Source organism: Streptomyces sp. NPDC003034, from assembly GCF_053591375.1.
The window spans coordinates 93,254-109,342 of sequence record NZ_JBSFTS010000022.1 but is presented as its reverse complement, the minus strand read 5'-3'; the positions used below and the strand labels follow the sequence as shown (position 1 = coordinate 109,342).

Sequence of the window (16,089 nt, the reverse complement as noted above, 5' to 3'; positions counted from 1 at the left end):
TTGGACGAGGAAGTGGCTGTTGCACGCCGTTTCGAGGCAGTTGCTGTGGTTGCCCGGGGAGGCCTGGGTTCCCCAGGAGCCGCGCCCCCTTGTACTGCCGTGCCAGAGGCCGACGCCGGAAGCCCGGCCGCCGCCGGACCGGGACGGGATCAGCCGAAGACGGGACCCGTGTACTTCTCGCCCGGCCCCTGGCCCGGCTCGTCCGGAACGAGGGAGGCCTCGCGGAAGGCCAGCTGGAGCGACTTCAGGCCGTCCCGCAACGGGGCGGCGTGGAAGGAGCTGATCTCGGTGGCGCTCGCGGTGACCAGGCCGGCGAGGGCCGTGATCAGCTTGCGGGCCTCGTCCAGGTCCTTGTGCTCGGAGTCCGGCTTGTCCAGGCCCAGGTTGACCGCCGCGGCGCTCAGCAGGTGCACGGCCACCGTGGTGATCACCTCGACGGCGGGGACGTCCGCGATGTCGCGGGTCATGGCGTCGTAGTCGGGGGCAGTGTCGTTGGCGGGGGGTGTCGCGTCAGTCATGCCTCACACGATATGCCGTGCGGCGTGCTTGCAACGCGGGTGCTAGTATGTACATCGACCGGCCGGACACCTGTGTGCCCGGCCCACAAGTGGAGGCTCCGATCTCCCACCCGACCACCCTACGGGGCGGCGGGTCACCGGTCAGGCGGTATCCATCGTTCCGTACGGACGATGGAAAGCCGCCCGATGTTGCGCCCCGCGTTCGCATGCGGCGGTGCTCCGGTTGTTTTGGGAGCCCCTGCCTGTGCCCGGCGGGGCTTTTTTGATGTTCCGCCGCGGTCGGTCTGACGGAAATACACGTCAGCGGCTGTCTGCCAGGCAGCCGTGTGGTGCTACCGAGGAGGATCCATCAGCACCGAGCCCCGCATCAACGACCGGATTCGCGTTCCCGAGGTACGGCTTGTCGGTCCCAGCGGCGAGCAGGTCGGCATCGTGCCGCTTGCCAAGGCGCTTGAGCTCGCGCAGGAGTACGACCTCGACCTGGTCGAGGTCGCGGCGTCCGCACGCCCGCCGGTCTGCAAGCTCATGGACTACGGCAAGTTCAAGTACGAGTCGGCCATGAAGGCCCGTGAGGCGCGCAAGAACCAGGCGCACACGGTCATCAAGGAAATGAAGCTCCGGCCGAAGATCGACCCGCACGACTATGACACCAAGAAGGGTCACGTCGTTCGGTTCCTCAAGCAGGGCGACAAGGTCAAGATCACGATCATGTTCCGTGGTCGCGAGCAGTCCCGGCCGGAACTCGGCTACCGACTGCTGCAGCGTCTCGCTTCGGACGTCGAGGACCTCGGGTTCATCGAGTCGAACCCGAAGCAGGACGGCCGAAACATGATCATGGTTCTCGGTCCGCACAAGAAGAAGACCGAGGCGATGGCCGAAGCCCGCGAGGCGCAGGCCGCCCGCAAGGCCGAGCGCCAGGGTGTGTCCGCCACGGACGAGGAGGCTCCTTCCGAGGACGTCGACTCCGAGGTGGAGGACACCGAGCTCGCCGAGGCCGCCTCCGACGAGGCTCCCGCCGCCGAGGCGGACACCGAGGCCTGATTCCAGGCAGCCCGTCCTGGATCACCGATACAACATGACGCTCCCGTGAGCCGGTCCCCGACAGGACCGGCGGGAGCGCCACCGACGAGGAGATACGGCGCTATGCCGAAGAACAAGACGCACAGCGGTTCCAAGAAGCGCTTCAAGATCACCGGCTCTGGCAAGGTGCTCCGCGAGCGTGCCGGCAAGCGCCACCTGCTCGAACACAAGCCGTCGACGCTGACGCGCCGTCTCACCGGCACCGCCGAGATGGCCCCGGGCGACGCCAAGAAGATCAAGAAGCTTCTCGGCAAGTGACGTCCTCCGCTCCCTTCCGGGAGCGGGACGTCGAGACCGGGACCCCGTCGAATTCGGGCCGTGTGAAGACGACCACGGCCCCGCTACAAGGAGTTAAAAAGTGGCACGCGTCAAGCGGGCAGTAAACGCCCACAAGAAGCGCCGGGCGATCCTCGAGGCGGCCTCCGGCTACCGCGGTCAGCGTTCGCGCCTGTACCGCAAGGCCAAGGAGCAGGTCACCCACTCGCTGGTCTACAACTTCAACGACCGCAAGAAGCGCAAGGGCGACTTCCGTCAGCTGTGGATCCAGCGCATCAACGCCGCTGCCCGCCAGAACGGCATGACGTACAACCGCCTCATCCAGGGTCTGAAGGCCGCCAACATCGAGGTGGACCGCAAGATCCTCGCGGAGCTGGCCGTCAACGACGCCAACGCTTTCGCCGCGCTCGTCGAGGTCGCGCAGAAGGCCCTCCCGGCCGACGTCAACGCCCCGAAGGCCGCCGCGTAAGGCTTAGCCGGCCCCGCGCGAGCAGGACCGGCCCCCACGGACCCGCAGGCACTGCGCCTGCGGGTCCGTGTGCTTTCGCCCCGCAACCCGAGAGAGAACCGCTGAGACCATGGGTACCCCCGCCGAGCTGATCTCCCCCCGATCCCCGCGGGTGGCCGCCGCCAGGCGACTGGCGCGGCGCAACTTCCGCACCAAGGAGCGCCGCTTCATCGCCGAGGGGCCGCAGGCGGTCCGTGAGGCGGCCTCGCACCGCGGCGCCGCCGGAGCGACCCTGATCGAGCTGTTCGCGACCGTCGAGGCGGCCGAGCGCCACACCGAGATCGTCGACGCCGCGCTGGCCTCCGGAGCCCGGGTCCACTACGCCTCGGACGAGGTGCTCGCCGAGGTCTCGCAGACGGTCACCCCCCAGGGCCTCGTCGGCGTCTGCCACTTCCTGGACTCCCCCTTCGAGGAGATCCTCAAGGCCGGACCGAAGCTGGTCGCGGTGCTCGCGCACGTCCGCGACCCCGGCAACGCCGGTACCGTGCTGCGCTGCGCGGACGCCGCCGGCGCCGACGCCGTGGTCCTCACGGACGCCTCCGTGGACCTCTACAACCCCAAGTCGGTACGGGCCTCAGTGGGCTCCCTCTTCCACCTCCCGGTCGCCGTCGGCGTCCCGGTCGAGCGGGCCGTCGAGGGACTGCGGGCGGCCGGCGTACGGATCCTCGCCGCGGACGGGGCGGGCGAGGACGACCTGGACGCCGAGCTCGACGCGGGCACCATGGGCGGCCCCTCCGCCTGGGTCTTCGGCAATGAGGCATGGGGCCTGCCGCAGGAGACGCGGGCCCTGGCGGACGCGGTCGTGCGGGTCCCGATCCACGGCAAGGCGGAGAGCCTGAACCTCGCCACGGCCGCCGCGGTGTGCCTGTACGCCTCCGCGCGTGCACAGCGGGCGCCCGGAGGGTGCCGCTCCGTGACCCCCAGCTAGTAATGTGGCGGCCCGGGGGGCCCACTGCGCTACTCGGAGATGTGGGGTACGGGGACATGACCGTCGGTACGAACAGCTCACCGGGGACCGCGGGCGCCGCTGACGCGGCCCAGGAGCGGTGCCGGGACGCCCCCGAAGCCCTCGCGCCCGCCCCCCGCGGCGCCACCGGGCCCGCGCGGTACGCCGTACCGCCGCAGACCGCGCCGCCCGCGCGCGAATCCGGGAGCTCCTCGCCCGAACCCGGGAGCTCCCCGGCCGACCCCGCCCCCGGCGGGGGAGCCGACTGCGGGGTGGATCCCGACGACCTCCCCGACGGGCTCGTCGTCGCCGACGCCACCGGGCACGTCATCTGCTTCAACCGCGCCGCGGCCCGGATGACCGCCACCGATCCCGCGCAGGCCCTCGGTGCCCGCATCGACCGGGCCCTGCCGCTGGAGGACCTCGAAGGCCGCCGCTGGTGGGCGCTGACCGATCCGTACGGGGGCCTGGCCACCCGGCGCGGCCAGCCGGAGCGCAATCTGCTGCTCCCCGGCGGCCGTGAAGTGCTGGTCTCCGCCCGGTACGTGCGCACCCATCCGACCGGCCCGCTGCGCCGCCTCGTCGTCACCCTGCGGGGCACCGAGGCGCGCCGCCGTACCGAGCGCAGCCACGCCGAGCTGATCGCCACCGTCGCCCACGAGCTGCGTTCCCCGCTGACCTCCGTGAAGGGCTTCACCGCGACGCTGCTCGCCAAGTGGGAGCGGTTCACGGACGACCAGAAGCGGCTGATGCTGGAGACCGTCGACGCCGACGCCAACCGCGTCACCCGTCTGATCGCCGAACTCCTGGACATCTCCCGCATCGACTCCGGTCGCCTCGAGGTGCGCCGCCAGCCGATCGACGTCGCGACCGCCGTGGGCCGCCACGTGCAGGCGCTCATCGCCAACGGCCAGGCCCCCGAGCGGTTCCTCGTACGGGTCAGCCGCCCCCTCCCCGACCTGTGGGCCGATCCGGACAAGATCGACCAGATCCTCGGCAACCTCCTCGAAAATGCGGTGCGCCACGGTGACGGAACGGTCACCATCGACGTATCGCCGGATGAGAAGGGAACCGCCGTCACCGTGACCGACGAAGGCCCCGGAATCCCCGAGGAGTCGATGGGCCGCGTCTTCACCCGCTTCTGGCGGGGGAGCAAGCGCGGCGGCACCGGCCTGGGCCTGTACATCGTCAAGGGCATCGTCGAAGCCCACGGCGGCACCATCACGGTCGGCCGGGGCCCCGGCGGGGGCGCCCAGTTCCGATTTATCCTGCCCGTCGCCGCCCCGGCCTATCTCACGCAGTAGCCCTGCGGAGCGTCCCCCAGGCGGCCCACCGGGCCCCTCCACCCCCAGCGACCTTTAGACTCGTCCTTTGGCACCTTTGTGTCCTTGTCCGATCGGGTCGATCGAGTCGTCGGGGACCACCAGCCAGCCATCGGAAGTACGGGAAGAGATGTCGGCACCGAACAAGTCGTACGACCCTGTCGAGGTCGAGGCACTGAAACCGGATGAGATCGAGCGCATGCGGGACGAGGCGCTCGCCGCCTTCGCGTCCGCCGGCGACCTCGACACGCTGCGCGAGGCGAAGACAGCGCACATGGGCGACCGCTCGCCCCTGGCGCTCGCCAACCGCGAGATCGGAGCCCTGCCGCCCCAGGCGAAGGCCGAGGCGGGCAAGCGCGTGGGACAGGCCCGCGGCGCGGTCAACAAGGCCTTCGGGGCCCGCACGGCCGAGCTCGAAGCGGAGCGCGACGAGCGGGTGCTGGTCGAGGAGGCGGTGGACGTCACGCTGCCCTACGACCGCGTCCCCGCCGGCGCCCGCCACCCCCTGACCACGCTGATGGACCGCATCGCGGACATCTTCGTGGCCATGGGGTACGAGGTCGCCGAGGGGCCCGAGGCGGAGGCGGAGTGGTTCAACTTCGACGCCCTCAACTTCACGCCCGACCACCCCGCGCGCCAGATGCAGGACACCTTCTTCGTCCAGGGGCCGGAAGGCACGGACGGCGACGAGTCCGGCGTCGTGTTGCGCACCCACACCTCCCCGGTGCAGGCGCGCTCGATGCTGGAGCGCAAGCCCCCCGTCTACATCGTCTGCCCGGGCCGGGTGTACCGCACCGACGAGCTCGACGCCACGCACACGCCGGTCTTCCACCAGGTCGAGCTGCTCGCCGTGGACGAGGGCCTGACCATGGCGGACCTCAAGGGCACCATGGACCACATGGTCCAGGAGCTCTTCGGCGAGGGCACCACCACGCGGCTGCGCCCGCACTTCTTCCCCTTCACCGAGCCGTCCGCCGAGATGGACATGCAGTGCTACGTCTGCCGCGGCACGTCGGTGGGCAACCCCGACCGCCCGTGCCGTACCTGCTCCAGCGAGGGCTGGATCGAGCTGGGCGGCTGCGGCATGGTCAACCCCAAGGTGCTCACCGCCTGCGGTGTGGACCCCGAGAAGTACAGCGGATTCGCCTTCGGGTTCGGCATCGAACGGATGCTGATGTTCCGCCACAACGTCGAAGACATGCGAGACATGGTCGAGGGTGACGTTCGTTTCACCCGGCCGTTCGGGATGGAGATCTGATGCGGGTCCCGCTTTCCTGGCTGCGGGAGTACGTCGACCTGCCCGCGGGTGAGACCGGTCGTGACGTGGCGGCCAAGCTCGTCGACGCCGGCCTTGAGGTCGAGACCGTCGAACAGCTCGGCGGTGGGCTCAAGGGCCCCCTGGTCGTCGGCAAGGTGCTGACGATCGAGGAGCTTGAGGGCTTCCGCAAGCCGATCCGTTTCTGCACCGTCGACGTCGGCCGGGCCAACGGCACCGGCGAGCCGCAGGAGATCGTCTGCGGCGCCCGGAACTTCGCCGTCGGCGACAAGGTCGTCGTGGTCCTCCCCGGCGCGGTGCTGCCCGGCGACTTCGCGATCGCCTCGCGCAAGACGTACGGCCGGACCTCGCACGGCATGATCTGCTCCGGCGACGAGCTGGGCATGGGCGACGACGGCACGCACGGCATCATCGTGCTGCCGCACGAGTACGAGGTCGGCACCGACGCCATCGAGCTGCTCCAGCTCGTCGACGAGGTCCTCCACATCGACATCACCCCGGACCGCGGCTACTGCATGTCCCTGCGGGGTGTCGCCCGCGAGGCGGCGACCGCCTACGGCCTGCCGCTGCGCGACCCGGCCCTGCTCGACGTGCCCGCGCCGAACTCGTACGGCTACCCGGTCAAGGTCGAGGACCCGGCCGGCTGCGACCGCTTCACCGCCCGCACGGTGACCGGCCTCGACCCCGACGCGCGCTCCCCGATCTGGCTCACGCGCCGCCTGCAGAAGGCGGGCATGCGCCCGGTCTCGCTCGCCGTCGACATCACGAACTACGTGATGCTGGAGCTCGGCCAGCCGCTGCACGCCTACGACCGCTCGCGCATCGACGGCGCCATCGGCGTCCGCCGCGCAGAGCAGGGCGAGAAGTTCACCACCCTGGACGGAGTCAAGCGCACCCTCGACTCCGAGGACCTGGTGATCACCGACAACAGCGGGCCGATCGGCCTCGCCGGTGTCATGGGCGGCGCCAACACCGAGATCGCCGACCCCGTCACCGACCCGGAGACGGGCGCCGTCACCGGCACCCGGGACGTCGTCATCGAGGCCGCGCACTTCGACTCCGTGTCGGTCTCGCGCACCGCCCGCCGCCTCAAGCTCTCCTCCGAGGCCTCCAAGCGCTTCGAGCGGGGCGTCGACCCGCAGGCCGCCGCCGCGGCCGCGCAGCGGACCGTCGACCTGCTCGTGCTGCTCGCGGGCGGCACCGCCGAGGCCGGCGTCACCGAGTTCGCCGCCCCGGGCGCCCCGCGCACCGTCGCGATGAGCGCGGACCACCCGGACCGGGTCGCGGGCATGGAGTACGGCCGCGAGACCGTCGTACGCCGCCTCCAGGAGATCGGCTGCGACGTCTACGGCCAGGACGAGCTCGTCGTCACCGTCCCCTCGTGGCGCCCCGACCTCGCCGAGCCCAACGACCTCGCCGAAGAGGTCATCCGGCTGGAGGGCTACGGCAACCTGCCGTCGACCCTTCCGCAGGTGCCCTCCGGCCGCGGCCTCACCCCCCGCCAGCAGCTGCACCGGCGGGTCGGCCGGGCGCTGGCGGGCGCCGGCTACGTCGAGGCGCTGAGCTACCCCTTCCTCGGCGAGCAGGTCTTCGACCAGCTCCAGCTTCCCGCCGAGGACGAGGCCCGCCGCGTCGTCAAGCTCGTCAACCCGATCTCCGAGGAGGAGCCGGCGCTGCGCACCACGCTGCTGCCCGGCCTGCTCGGCGCGCTGCGCCGCAACGACAGCCGGGGCAGCCACGACCTCGCCCTCTTCGAGACCGGTTCGGTCTTCCGGGCCGCCGAGCAGCCGGGTGTCGCCGTACGGCTGCCCGTCGACCGGCGTCCCACGGACGAGGAGATCGCCACCCTGAACGCGGCCCTGCCCGCGCAGCCGCGGTACGCCGCGGTCGTGCTGGCCGGCGCCCGCGAGCAGGGCGGCTGGTGGGGCAGGGGCCGCCCGGCCGACTGGGCGGACGCGGTCCAGGCCGCCCGCTCACTGGCCGCCGAGGCGGGCGCCGAGCTCGTCGTCCGCCAGGGCCGGTACGGCCCCTGGCACCCGGGCCGCTGCGCCGAGCTCGTCGTCACCGTCGACGGGGTGGAGCAGGTCATCGGCCACGCCGGTGAGCTGCACCCGCGCGTCGTCAAGGCCATGAGCCTGCCCGCCCGCACCAGCGCGATGGAACTCGACCTGGACCGCCTCGCGGCGGCCGGTGGCGAGGCCGTCCAGGCGCCCAGGATCTCCACCTTCCCGGTGGCGACCCAGGACGTCGCGCTGATCGTGGACGCGTCGGTCCCGGCCTCTTCGGTGGAAGCCGCCCTGCGCGAGGGTGCGGGCGAACTCCTCGAAGCGCTGCGGCTGTTCGACGTGTTCACCGGTGAGCAGATCGGCGCGGGCAAGAAGTCCCTGGCGTACGCGCTGCGCTTCCGCGCGGCCGACCGCACGCTGACCGCCGAGGAGTCCACGGCCGCGCGCGACGCGGCGGTGGCGCTGGCGGGCGAGCGGACCGGGGCGGTGCTGCGCGGAGCCTAGCCGCCCTGATGTGAGGCCTGTTGAGGGGCGTATCCGGAACACCGGGTGCGCCCCTCACTCGTTCGGGTGAGAAGGCAGGTGAGCCGGGGTGGGGGGGGGCGCGGTGTGCTCGGCACCGCCCGAACCGCGCGCCGGGGCCGGTGGAGGGGCCCGGCGCGCGTCCGGCTCGGTTCCTGCCGGCCCGGCGACCAACCGGGTGCCGGCGGGAACCGGAGCGCGCCGCCCGCCTGCCATGGAGTGTCGGGCAGACAGCAGAACGGGCGACGCGGTTACGGGTCGTCGCACTGTACGAGGGGGAGCCGACGACCCGGGCTACCTCTTGGCGAGGCCCTTAAGTGAAGCGCCCCCAGGGGGCCGAGCGGCAGAGTGCGCGGCGCATTTATGCGCGTACTGGGTTCACACCCCGTGTGAACCGCGCAGCCGTTAGCCTGAGTCCGAAGACCCCTTGGAGGGGCCCATGCAGCCCAATGTCCTGCTCGACGCCCTCCTGGCCGAGGCGGGCATGTCCCACGCCGGACTCGCCGCGCACGTGAACCAGGCGGGCCGGACCCGCGGACTCGCCCTGCGCTACGAACACACCGCCGTCGCCCGGTGGTTGAAGGGCCAGCGGCCCCGCGGCCAGGTCCCCGACCTGATCTGCGAGGTGATCGGCGGCCGGCTGCGGCGGCCCGTCGGGCTGGACGACATCGGGCTCGGCGTGCCGGACGGGCCCCCGTCCCCGCACGCCTCCCCCCTCAGCGGGTTCGTCGACCGCGCCGCCGCCCTGTGGCGCTCCGACGAGCAGGGCCGGGCCCAGCTGCTCACGGCCGAGGCCGTCGCCGGTACGCCTGCGGTCATCCCGGTCTGGGAGTGGGAGAACCCGCCGGAGGACGCCGACGTCTCGCGGGAGGGGCCGAACCGGATCGGGCCCGAGCACATCGAGCTGCTGCGGGCCGCCCGCGCCCACTACGAGCTGATGTACCGCCGGACCGGCGGGATGGCCACCCGCGCCCGGATCGTGCGGTTCCTGGGCCGCGAGACCGCGCCGATGCTGCGCGGCGGCTACCCGGACGGGCTCGGCCGCCAGTTGCACCGGGCCACCGGGTCCCTGGTGGCGGTGGCGGGGATCTGCGCGTACGACTCCGACGCGCACGGGCTGGCCCAGCGCTACTTCCACCAGGCGCTGCGCCTCGCCAAGGCCAGTGGGGACCGCGGGCTGGGCGCGTATGTGATCGCCCTGATCGTGAACCAGTCGCTGCACCTGCGGGAGTACCGCCAGGCCGTCGCCTTCGCGGAGGCGGCGCTGCGCGCGGCGGGCCGCCACACCACCCCGGCGCTGGCCGCCGACCTGTACGCCATGCAGGCGAAGGCCTATGCCCAACTCGGCGACACCCGCGCCGCCCTGGCCTGCATCCGCCGGGCCGAGGCGGCCGCCGAGCGGATCCGCCCGGGCACCGAACCGGACGAGACGGGGTACGTGCAGCCGGGGCTGGTCAACGTCCAGGTGGCCGAGGCGCTGCTCAGCCTGGGGGACCTCGACGCCGCCCACGAGCAGGCGGCCGCCGCCGTCGGCACCCCCGCGCACGACCGCGGCCGCGTGCACCGGCTGGCGATGCTGTGCGAGATCCAGCTGCGGCAGGGGGAGGCCGACCGGGCCGTCGCGGCGGCGGCGGAAATGGCGGAGCGGGCCAAGGGGATGGAGTCGCTTCGGTTGCGCGACCGGCTCCGGGCGGTCCGCGAACAGCTGCTGACCAGTGGCTGTTCGGGTGCGGAGGACACCGCCCAACTCATCGACGGGGCGCTGCGCGTTCCCCTGTGACGACTTGAACTGCTGCCATGTTGCCACCAATCCGATCGGAAGGTGGCAGAGACGTGCAGTGGATGAATCTGAGTGAGCAGACCGTGTACAAGAACCGTTGGTTCGATGTGAATCTCGCCGATGTGGAACTCCCCGACGGCCGGCGCCTGGACCACTTCGTGATCCGGCTGCGCCCGGTCGCCGTCGCCACCGCCGTCAACGAGGCGAACGAGGTGCTCCTGCTGTGGCGCCACCGCTTCATCACCGACAGCTGGGGGTGGGAGCTGCCCGCCGGGGTGGTCGAGGACGGCGAATGCGTCGAGGCGGCGGCCGCGAGGGAAATGGAGGAGGAGTCGGGCTGGCGGCCCGGCCCGCTGCGCCACCTGATGACCGTCGAGCCGTCCAACGGGCTGACCGACGCGCGCCACCACCTGTACTGGGCGGACGGAGCCACCTACACCGGCCATCCCGAGGACGACTTCGAGTCCTCGCACCGCGCGTGGGTCCCGCTCGCGCGGGTGCCCGACATGATCGCCCGCGGGGAGATCCCGGCCGCCAACATGGCGGCCGGGCTCCTGCTGCTGCACCACCTGCGGCTCGGCTGACCGTCCGGCCGGGCCGCAGGCTCACGCGTGGACCGGCGCACCCTCACGGGCGGACAGGCGGCACGCCGTGGCCGTGAGGCCGGTCCCGGGGTCAGCCGTACGGGTAGAAGCCCGCGCCGGTCTTGCGGCCGAGGCGGCCCGCGTCGACCATCCGCTGGAGCAGCGGGGGAGCCGCGTACAGGGGCTCCTTGTACTCCGCGTACATCGAGTCGGCCACCGAGGCCACCGTGTCCAGGCCGATGAGGTCCGCCAGCTTCAGCGGGCCCATCGGGTGGGCGCAGCCCAGCTCCATGCCGTTGTCGATGTCCTGGCGGCTCGCGATGCCCGACTCGAACATCCGGATCGCGGACAGCAGGTACGGGATGAGGAGCGCGTTCACCACGAAACCGGAACGGTCCTGGGCGCGGATGGCGTGCTTGCCCAGCACGTCGCGCACCAGGGCCTCGGCGCGCTTGACCGTCTCGTCACCCGTGGTCAGCGCCGGGATCAGCTCGACGAGCTGCTGCACCGGGGCCGGGTTGAAGAAGTGGATGCCGATGACCTGGTCGGGCCGCGAGGTCGCGACGGCCAGCTTGACCAGCGGAATCGAGGAGGTGTTGGAGGCCAGGATCGCGTCCTGGCGGGTGACCACCTGGTCGAGGACCTGGAAGATCTCCGTCTTGACCTGCTCGTTCTCGACCACAGCCTCGATGACGAGGTCGCGGTCGGCGAACTCGCCGAGGTCGGTGGTGAAGGTGAGGCGGGCCAGGGTGGCGTCCCGCTCCTCCTCGCTGATCTTGCCGCGTTCGGCGGCCTTCATCAGGGAGTTGTGCAGCCGGGTACGCCCGATCTCCAGGGCCTCGCCGGTGGTCTCGGCGACCTTCACCTCAAGACCGCTGCGGGCGCACACCTCCGCGATGCCCGCGCCCATCTGGCCGCAGCCGACTACGCCGACGCGTGCGATGTCGGTCGGGAGGGTAGAGAGGTCCGTCACATCGTGCCTTTCGCTGCTCATTCATCGCGGGTCCCCCGTGCTTGTCAGTGGTCACTGCATTCCGGCGCCCGCCACGCACCCCGACGTTACCCCCGACCTCGACCCCGGTGAGGGGCCGGGGCGGGCATGCTGGTCCACACAAAGTCATGTCACGCAACGGAACGGAGTCGTCACATGGGGTACATCGGGCGCCGGGGGCTGCTGGCGGGGGCCGCGGCGGCGCTGACCGCGGCGGCGGCGGGCCGGGCCGGCGAGGCGAGCGCGGCCGGCGCGGCCGACGGTCGGGCCGCCCCTCGGGCCGTCCCCGCTGCCGTCCCACCGGCCGGAGGCGGAGCCGCGGGTGCGGGCGGGCCCGGGCCGCAGCCCGGCGCCGGTCCCCTGACCGGCCCTCAGAACCTCCCGGGGCGCCACGCGTTGGCGGCGGACTTCCGCGGGATGTGGATCGCCTCGGTCGCGAATGTGGACTGGCCCTCCCGGACGGGGCTGCCCGCCGGGGAGCAGCGCGCCCAGCTGATCGCCCTCCTCGACACGGCGGTCGCACGCCGCCTGAACGCGGTGATCCTCCAGGTCCGGCCGACCGCCGACGCGATGTGGCCCTCCCGGCTGGAGCCTTGGTCGCAATGGCTGACCGGGGTGCAGGGCCGCGATCCCGGCTGGGACCCGCTGGGCACGGCCGTCGCCGAAGCCCATGCCCGGGGCCTGGAACTGCACGCCTGGTTCAACCCGTACCGGGTGGCCAACCACACCGATCTCCGGCGGCTCGCGGCGGGCCATCCGGCCCGGCGCAATCCCGGCTGGGTGGTCCCGTACGGCGGCAAGCTCTACTACAACCCCGGCCTGCCCGAGGTGCGCCGCTTCGTCCAGGAGGCGATGCTCGACGCCGTCGCCCGCTACCCGGTGGACGCGGTGCACTGGGACGACTACTTCTACCCCTACCCCTCCGAGGGGCAGGAGTTCGACGACGACGCCGCTTACGAGCGCCACGGCGCGGCCTTCGCCTCCCGGGCGGACTGGCGGCGCCACAACACCGACACCCTGGTCCGTGAGATGTCCGCGCGACTGCGGGCGGTCCGCCCGGCCGCGCGGTTCGGAGTCAGTCCGTTCGCGGTCTGGCGCAACGACGACCGCGACCCCCTCGGCTCACCGACGCGGGCGGGCGTCGCCACGTACGACGACCTGTACGCGGACACCCGCAAGTGGGTCAAGGAGGGCTGGATCGACTACATCGCGCCGCAGGCGTACTGGCACATCGGCCACCCGGCCGCCGACTACGCCGCCGTCGTCCCCTGGTGGGCGCGGACCGTCGCGGGCACGGGCGTCGACCTGTACGTCGGGGAGGCGCTGTACCGCTGCGACGCGGACAGCCCCGTCGCGGCCTGGCGCGATCCGGCCGAACTGTCGCGGCACGTGCGCTTCGCCCGGCAGTACCCGGAGGTCCGCGGCCACGCCTACTTCTCCGCGAAGCAGGTGGCCGCGGACCCCAACGGGGCGATGGCGAGGGTCGTCGCCGACCACTACGGCACGCCCGCGCCCCCGCGCTCGGTCATTCCCCGGGACTACGGCACGCCCGCGCCCCCGCGCTGAGTCACTCCTCGGGAGGCTCGGGGTGACGGATCACGCAGTCGGGTCCGGGTGCCATGAGAGCTTCGTGCCCGTCCTGGAAGCGGACCCGGTACGGGGGGTTTCCGTTCTCGCCCAGCACCTGGGTGATCTCGCCCACCTTGTCGTTCTGTCCGACGATCCTGCCGTGCTGCACCAGCTGGTCGCCCTCGGTCGCGCGCATAACTGACCTCCTCGGTGGCGGTCCGATCCGGTCTTTGCAGTTTAGGACGCTTGAGTCCTATTTGACCCGCTGGGTCACGGCGATGCAGACCAGGACCGCGCAGGCGGCCACCGGGGCGGCGGGGGAGAGGTGCTCGCCGAGCAGCGCCACGGACCAGACCAGGGTCAGCAGCGGCTGGGCGAGCTGGAGCTGGCTGGCCCGCGGGGCGCCGATCTCGGCCATCCCGCGGTACCAGACGTACAGGCCCAGGAAGGTCGAGCCGGCGGCCGCCCACACCAGACCGGCCAGCCCCTGGCCGGTGAGGTGCACCGGCTCGTGCGCGAGCCCCACCGCGGAGCCCGCCAGGCTCAGCGGCAGGCACAGCACGAGCGCCCAGCCGATCACCTGCCAGCCCGGCAGGGTGCGCGCGAGCCGCCCGCCCTCGGTGTACCCGGCGGCGCACACCAGCAGGGCGGCGAAGAGGTAGCCGTCACCGGCGGAGAGGCTGCCGCCGCTCTGGGCCGCGGTGAAGCCGAGCACGACCGCGGCCCCGGCGAGGGCCGCGGCCCAGAAGCGCCGCGAAGGGCGGGCCCCGGTGCGCAGCGCCGAGAACGCGGCCGTGGTCAGGGGAAGGAGGCCGACCACGACGGCGGCGTGCGAGGTGGTGGAGGTCCGCAGCGCGAGGGTGGTCAGGAGCGGGTAGCCGACGACCACCCCGGCGGCGACGACCGCGAGGCCCGCCCAGTGCTCGCGGGCCGGCGGCGCGACTCGCAGGGCCAGCAGGAAGGCCCCGGCGATGACAGCCGCGAGGACGCTGCGCAAGCCCACCAGCGACCAGGGGCCGAAACTCTCCAGGCCCCAGACGGTGGAGGGAAAGGTCAGCGAGAAGGCGATGACGCCGAGCGAGGCCAGGACCGTGCCTCGGTTCGTGGCGGGCTCGACCGCTATCGGACCGGCGAGAGTAGCGCTATTGTGTGCTGTCATGTATGAGCGTAGCAGTGTGGCAGAGCTCGCAGCATCCATGAGGTCGGAACTGGACCGCTACTCGATAGGTGGAAAGCTGCCGTCGAGCCGGGCCCTGGTCGAGCGCTACCGGGTCAGCCCCGTCACCGTCTCCCGGGCCCTCGCGCTGCTCGCCGCCGAAGGCCTCGTGGTCACCCGCCCCGGCGCGGGCGCCTTCCGCGCCCGGCCGCGTACGCAGGCCCCCGCGCCCGGTGACACCTCCTGGCAGGAGGTCGCCCTCAGCGCCGAGGGAGCCGGGGAGGTCGTGCCGCGTTCCGTCGACGCCTCCGGAGTGCTGACCTCGCTCACCACGCCCCCGCCCGGTGTGATCGAGCTCAACGGCGGCTACCTCCACCCCTCCGTGCAGCCGGAGCGGGCCATGGCGGCCGCCCTGGCCCGGGCCGGGCGGCGGCCGGGGGCCTGGGGGAGGCCGCCCGTGGAGGGACTGCCCGAGCTGCGGGACTGGTTCGCACGGGAGATCGGCGGCGCGATCGGCGCCGCCGACGTACTGGTGACCGCGGGCGGGCAGAGCGCCCTGGCCACGGCACTGCGGGCGCTCGCCCCGCCCGGGGCGCCGATCCTCGTGGAGTCCCCCACCTACCCTGGCCTGCTGGCCATCGCCCGCGCCTCCGGATGCCGGCCCGTGCCCGTCCCCGTGGACGCCGAGGGGGTCCGGCCGGAACTGCTGGCCGCCGCCTTCGAAGCGACCGGTGCACGGGTCTTCGTATGCCAGCCGCTGTTCCAGAACCCGACCGGCGCCGTGCTGGCACCCGCGCGGCGGGCCGAGGTGCTGCGGATCGCGCGGGCCGCCGGGGCGTTCGTGGTCGAGGACGACTACGCCCGCGCCCTGGCACACGAGGACGCCGGGCCGCTGCCTGCGACGCTGGCCGCCGAGGACGCCGACGGGGTGGTCGTACACGTCCGCTCCCTGACCAAGGTCACCTCGCCCAGCCTACGCGTTGGGGCACTGGCCGCCCGCGGTCCGGTGGTGGACCGGCTGCGGGCCATCCAGGTCGTGGACAGCTTCTTCGTGCCGCGCCCGCTCCAGGAAGCGGCCCTGGAGCTGGTCGGCGCCCCTGCCTGGCCGCGTCACCTGCGGACCGTGGCCGCCGAGCTGCGCCACCGCCGTGAGGTGCTGGCCGGGGCGCTGCGGCGGGAGCTGCCCGTGCTGACCGTGCCGCATGTGCCCTCCGGCGGCTACCAGTTGTGGGCGCGGCCCGCTGACGGGGGCGACGACCTCGCCTTCGCGGCGGCCGCCCTGCGCGCCGGGGTGGCGGTCGCGCCCGGACGTCCGTACTTCTGCGCCGAGCCCCCGGGCCCGTACATCCGCCTCAGCTTCGCCGGGGTGCCGGGCCCGGCCGAGCTGGTGGAGGCGGTCCGGCGGCTGCGGGGCGGCCTGCCCGGCGCCGGGCGCGTGCCCGGCGACGGCCCGTCGAGCGGCCTCGGCGCAGGCGCTTGACCCCGTACGGTGCGTGGTTCACCGTACGGAGCGCTGCTCACCGTACGGAGCGCTGCTCACCAACGCCGCATGCCC

Annotated in this window: 15 protein-coding genes; 11 read left to right on the top strand and 4 right to left on the bottom strand. The window is 72.7% G+C overall.

The window, feature by feature from the left end:
• Window positions 1-149: 149 nt before the first annotated feature.
• Window positions 150-518: a DUF1844 domain-containing protein gene (locus ACWDX7_RS21635; protein WP_451490686.1), complete on the bottom strand. Its 369-nt coding sequence runs from the start codon at window positions 516-518 to the stop codon at window positions 150-152.
• 324 nt (window positions 519-842) lie between these two features.
• Between ACWDX7_RS21635 and infC the strand changes: the two genes are divergently transcribed.
• From infC to ACWDX7_RS21590, 9 genes are all read left to right on the top strand, one after another.
• Complete coding sequence (infC, locus tag ACWDX7_RS21630; RefSeq protein ID WP_451490685.1) at window positions 843-1,559, top strand: translation initiation factor IF-3; 717 nt, start codon at window positions 843-845, stop codon at window positions 1,557-1,559.
• A gap of 102 nt (window positions 1,560-1,661) precedes the next feature.
• Window positions 1,662-1,856, top strand: a complete 195-nt coding sequence (rpmI, locus tag ACWDX7_RS21625; RefSeq protein ID WP_214938272.1) for a 50S ribosomal protein L35 — start codon at window positions 1,662-1,664, stop codon at window positions 1,854-1,856.
• 100 nt (window positions 1,857-1,956) lie between these two features.
• Window positions 1,957-2,343: a 50S ribosomal protein L20 gene (gene rplT, locus ACWDX7_RS21620; protein ID WP_007263143.1), complete on the top strand. Its 387-nt coding sequence runs from the start codon at window positions 1,957-1,959 to the stop codon at window positions 2,341-2,343.
• Between the two features lie 109 nt (window positions 2,344-2,452).
• A complete protein-coding gene (locus tag ACWDX7_RS21615; RefSeq protein WP_451490684.1) occupies window positions 2,453-3,310 on the top strand; it encodes a TrmH family RNA methyltransferase in 858 nt (285 codons plus the stop codon).
• A 56-nt stretch (window positions 3,311-3,366) separates the two neighbouring features.
• A complete protein-coding gene (locus ACWDX7_RS21610; protein WP_451490683.1) occupies window positions 3,367-4,632 on the top strand; it encodes an ATP-binding protein in 1,266 nt (421 codons plus the stop codon).
• Window positions 4,633-4,780: 148 nt separating this feature from the next.
• On the top strand, window positions 4,781-5,908 hold the full coding sequence (gene pheS / locus ACWDX7_RS21605) for a phenylalanine--tRNA ligase subunit alpha (RefSeq protein ID WP_451490682.1): 1,128 nt from the start codon (window positions 4,781-4,783) through the stop codon (window positions 5,906-5,908).
• Entirely contained in the window at window positions 5,908-8,436 is a 2,529-nt protein-coding gene (gene pheT / locus ACWDX7_RS21600) for a phenylalanine--tRNA ligase subunit beta (protein ID WP_451490681.1), read from the top strand. The genes pheS and pheT overlap by 1 nt, the downstream gene beginning before the upstream one ends.
• A gap of 457 nt (window positions 8,437-8,893) precedes the next feature.
• Entirely contained in the window at window positions 8,894-10,234 is a 1,341-nt protein-coding gene (locus ACWDX7_RS21595; protein ID WP_451490680.1) for a transcriptional regulator, read from the top strand.
• A gap of 62 nt (window positions 10,235-10,296) precedes the next feature.
• Window positions 10,297-10,818, top strand: coding sequence for an NUDIX hydrolase (locus ACWDX7_RS21590; RefSeq protein ID WP_451490735.1), 522 nt, complete (start codon window positions 10,297-10,299; stop codon window positions 10,816-10,818).
• A 91-nt stretch (window positions 10,819-10,909) separates the two neighbouring features.
• On the opposite strand, the gene ACWDX7_RS21585 is transcribed toward ACWDX7_RS21590, so the two are convergent.
• Window positions 10,910-11,812, bottom strand: coding sequence for a 3-hydroxybutyryl-CoA dehydrogenase (locus ACWDX7_RS21585; protein WP_451490679.1), 903 nt, complete (start codon window positions 11,810-11,812; stop codon window positions 10,910-10,912).
• A 153-nt stretch (window positions 11,813-11,965) separates the two neighbouring features.
• On the opposite strand from ACWDX7_RS21585, the gene ACWDX7_RS21580 reads away from it, so the two are divergent.
• Complete coding sequence (locus tag ACWDX7_RS21580; RefSeq protein WP_451490678.1) at window positions 11,966-13,375, top strand: glycoside hydrolase family 10 protein; 1,410 nt, start codon at window positions 11,966-11,968, stop codon at window positions 13,373-13,375.
• Window position 13,376: 1 nt separating this feature from the next.
• Here the strand turns inward: ACWDX7_RS21580 and ACWDX7_RS21575 are convergent, their stop codons facing one another.
• Together ACWDX7_RS21575 and ACWDX7_RS21570 are read right to left on the bottom strand one after the other, a co-directional pair.
• Window positions 13,377-13,574 carry a DUF1918 domain-containing protein gene (locus tag ACWDX7_RS21575; protein WP_451490677.1) on the bottom strand — a complete coding sequence of 66 codons (198 nt, stop codon included), beginning with the start codon at window positions 13,572-13,574 and terminating at the stop codon, window positions 13,377-13,379.
• Between the two features lie 57 nt (window positions 13,575-13,631).
• Entirely contained in the window at window positions 13,632-14,537 is a 906-nt protein-coding gene (locus tag ACWDX7_RS21570) for a DMT family transporter (protein WP_451490676.1), read from the bottom strand.
• Between ACWDX7_RS21570 and ACWDX7_RS21565 the strand changes: the two genes are divergently transcribed.
• Window positions 14,536-16,014 carry an aminotransferase-like domain-containing protein gene (locus ACWDX7_RS21565; RefSeq protein WP_451490675.1) on the top strand — a complete coding sequence of 493 codons (1,479 nt, stop codon included), beginning with the start codon at window positions 14,536-14,538 and terminating at the stop codon, window positions 16,012-16,014. The two genes, ACWDX7_RS21570 and ACWDX7_RS21565, sit on opposite strands and share 2 nt — an antisense overlap.
• Window positions 16,015-16,089 lie beyond the last annotated feature (75 nt).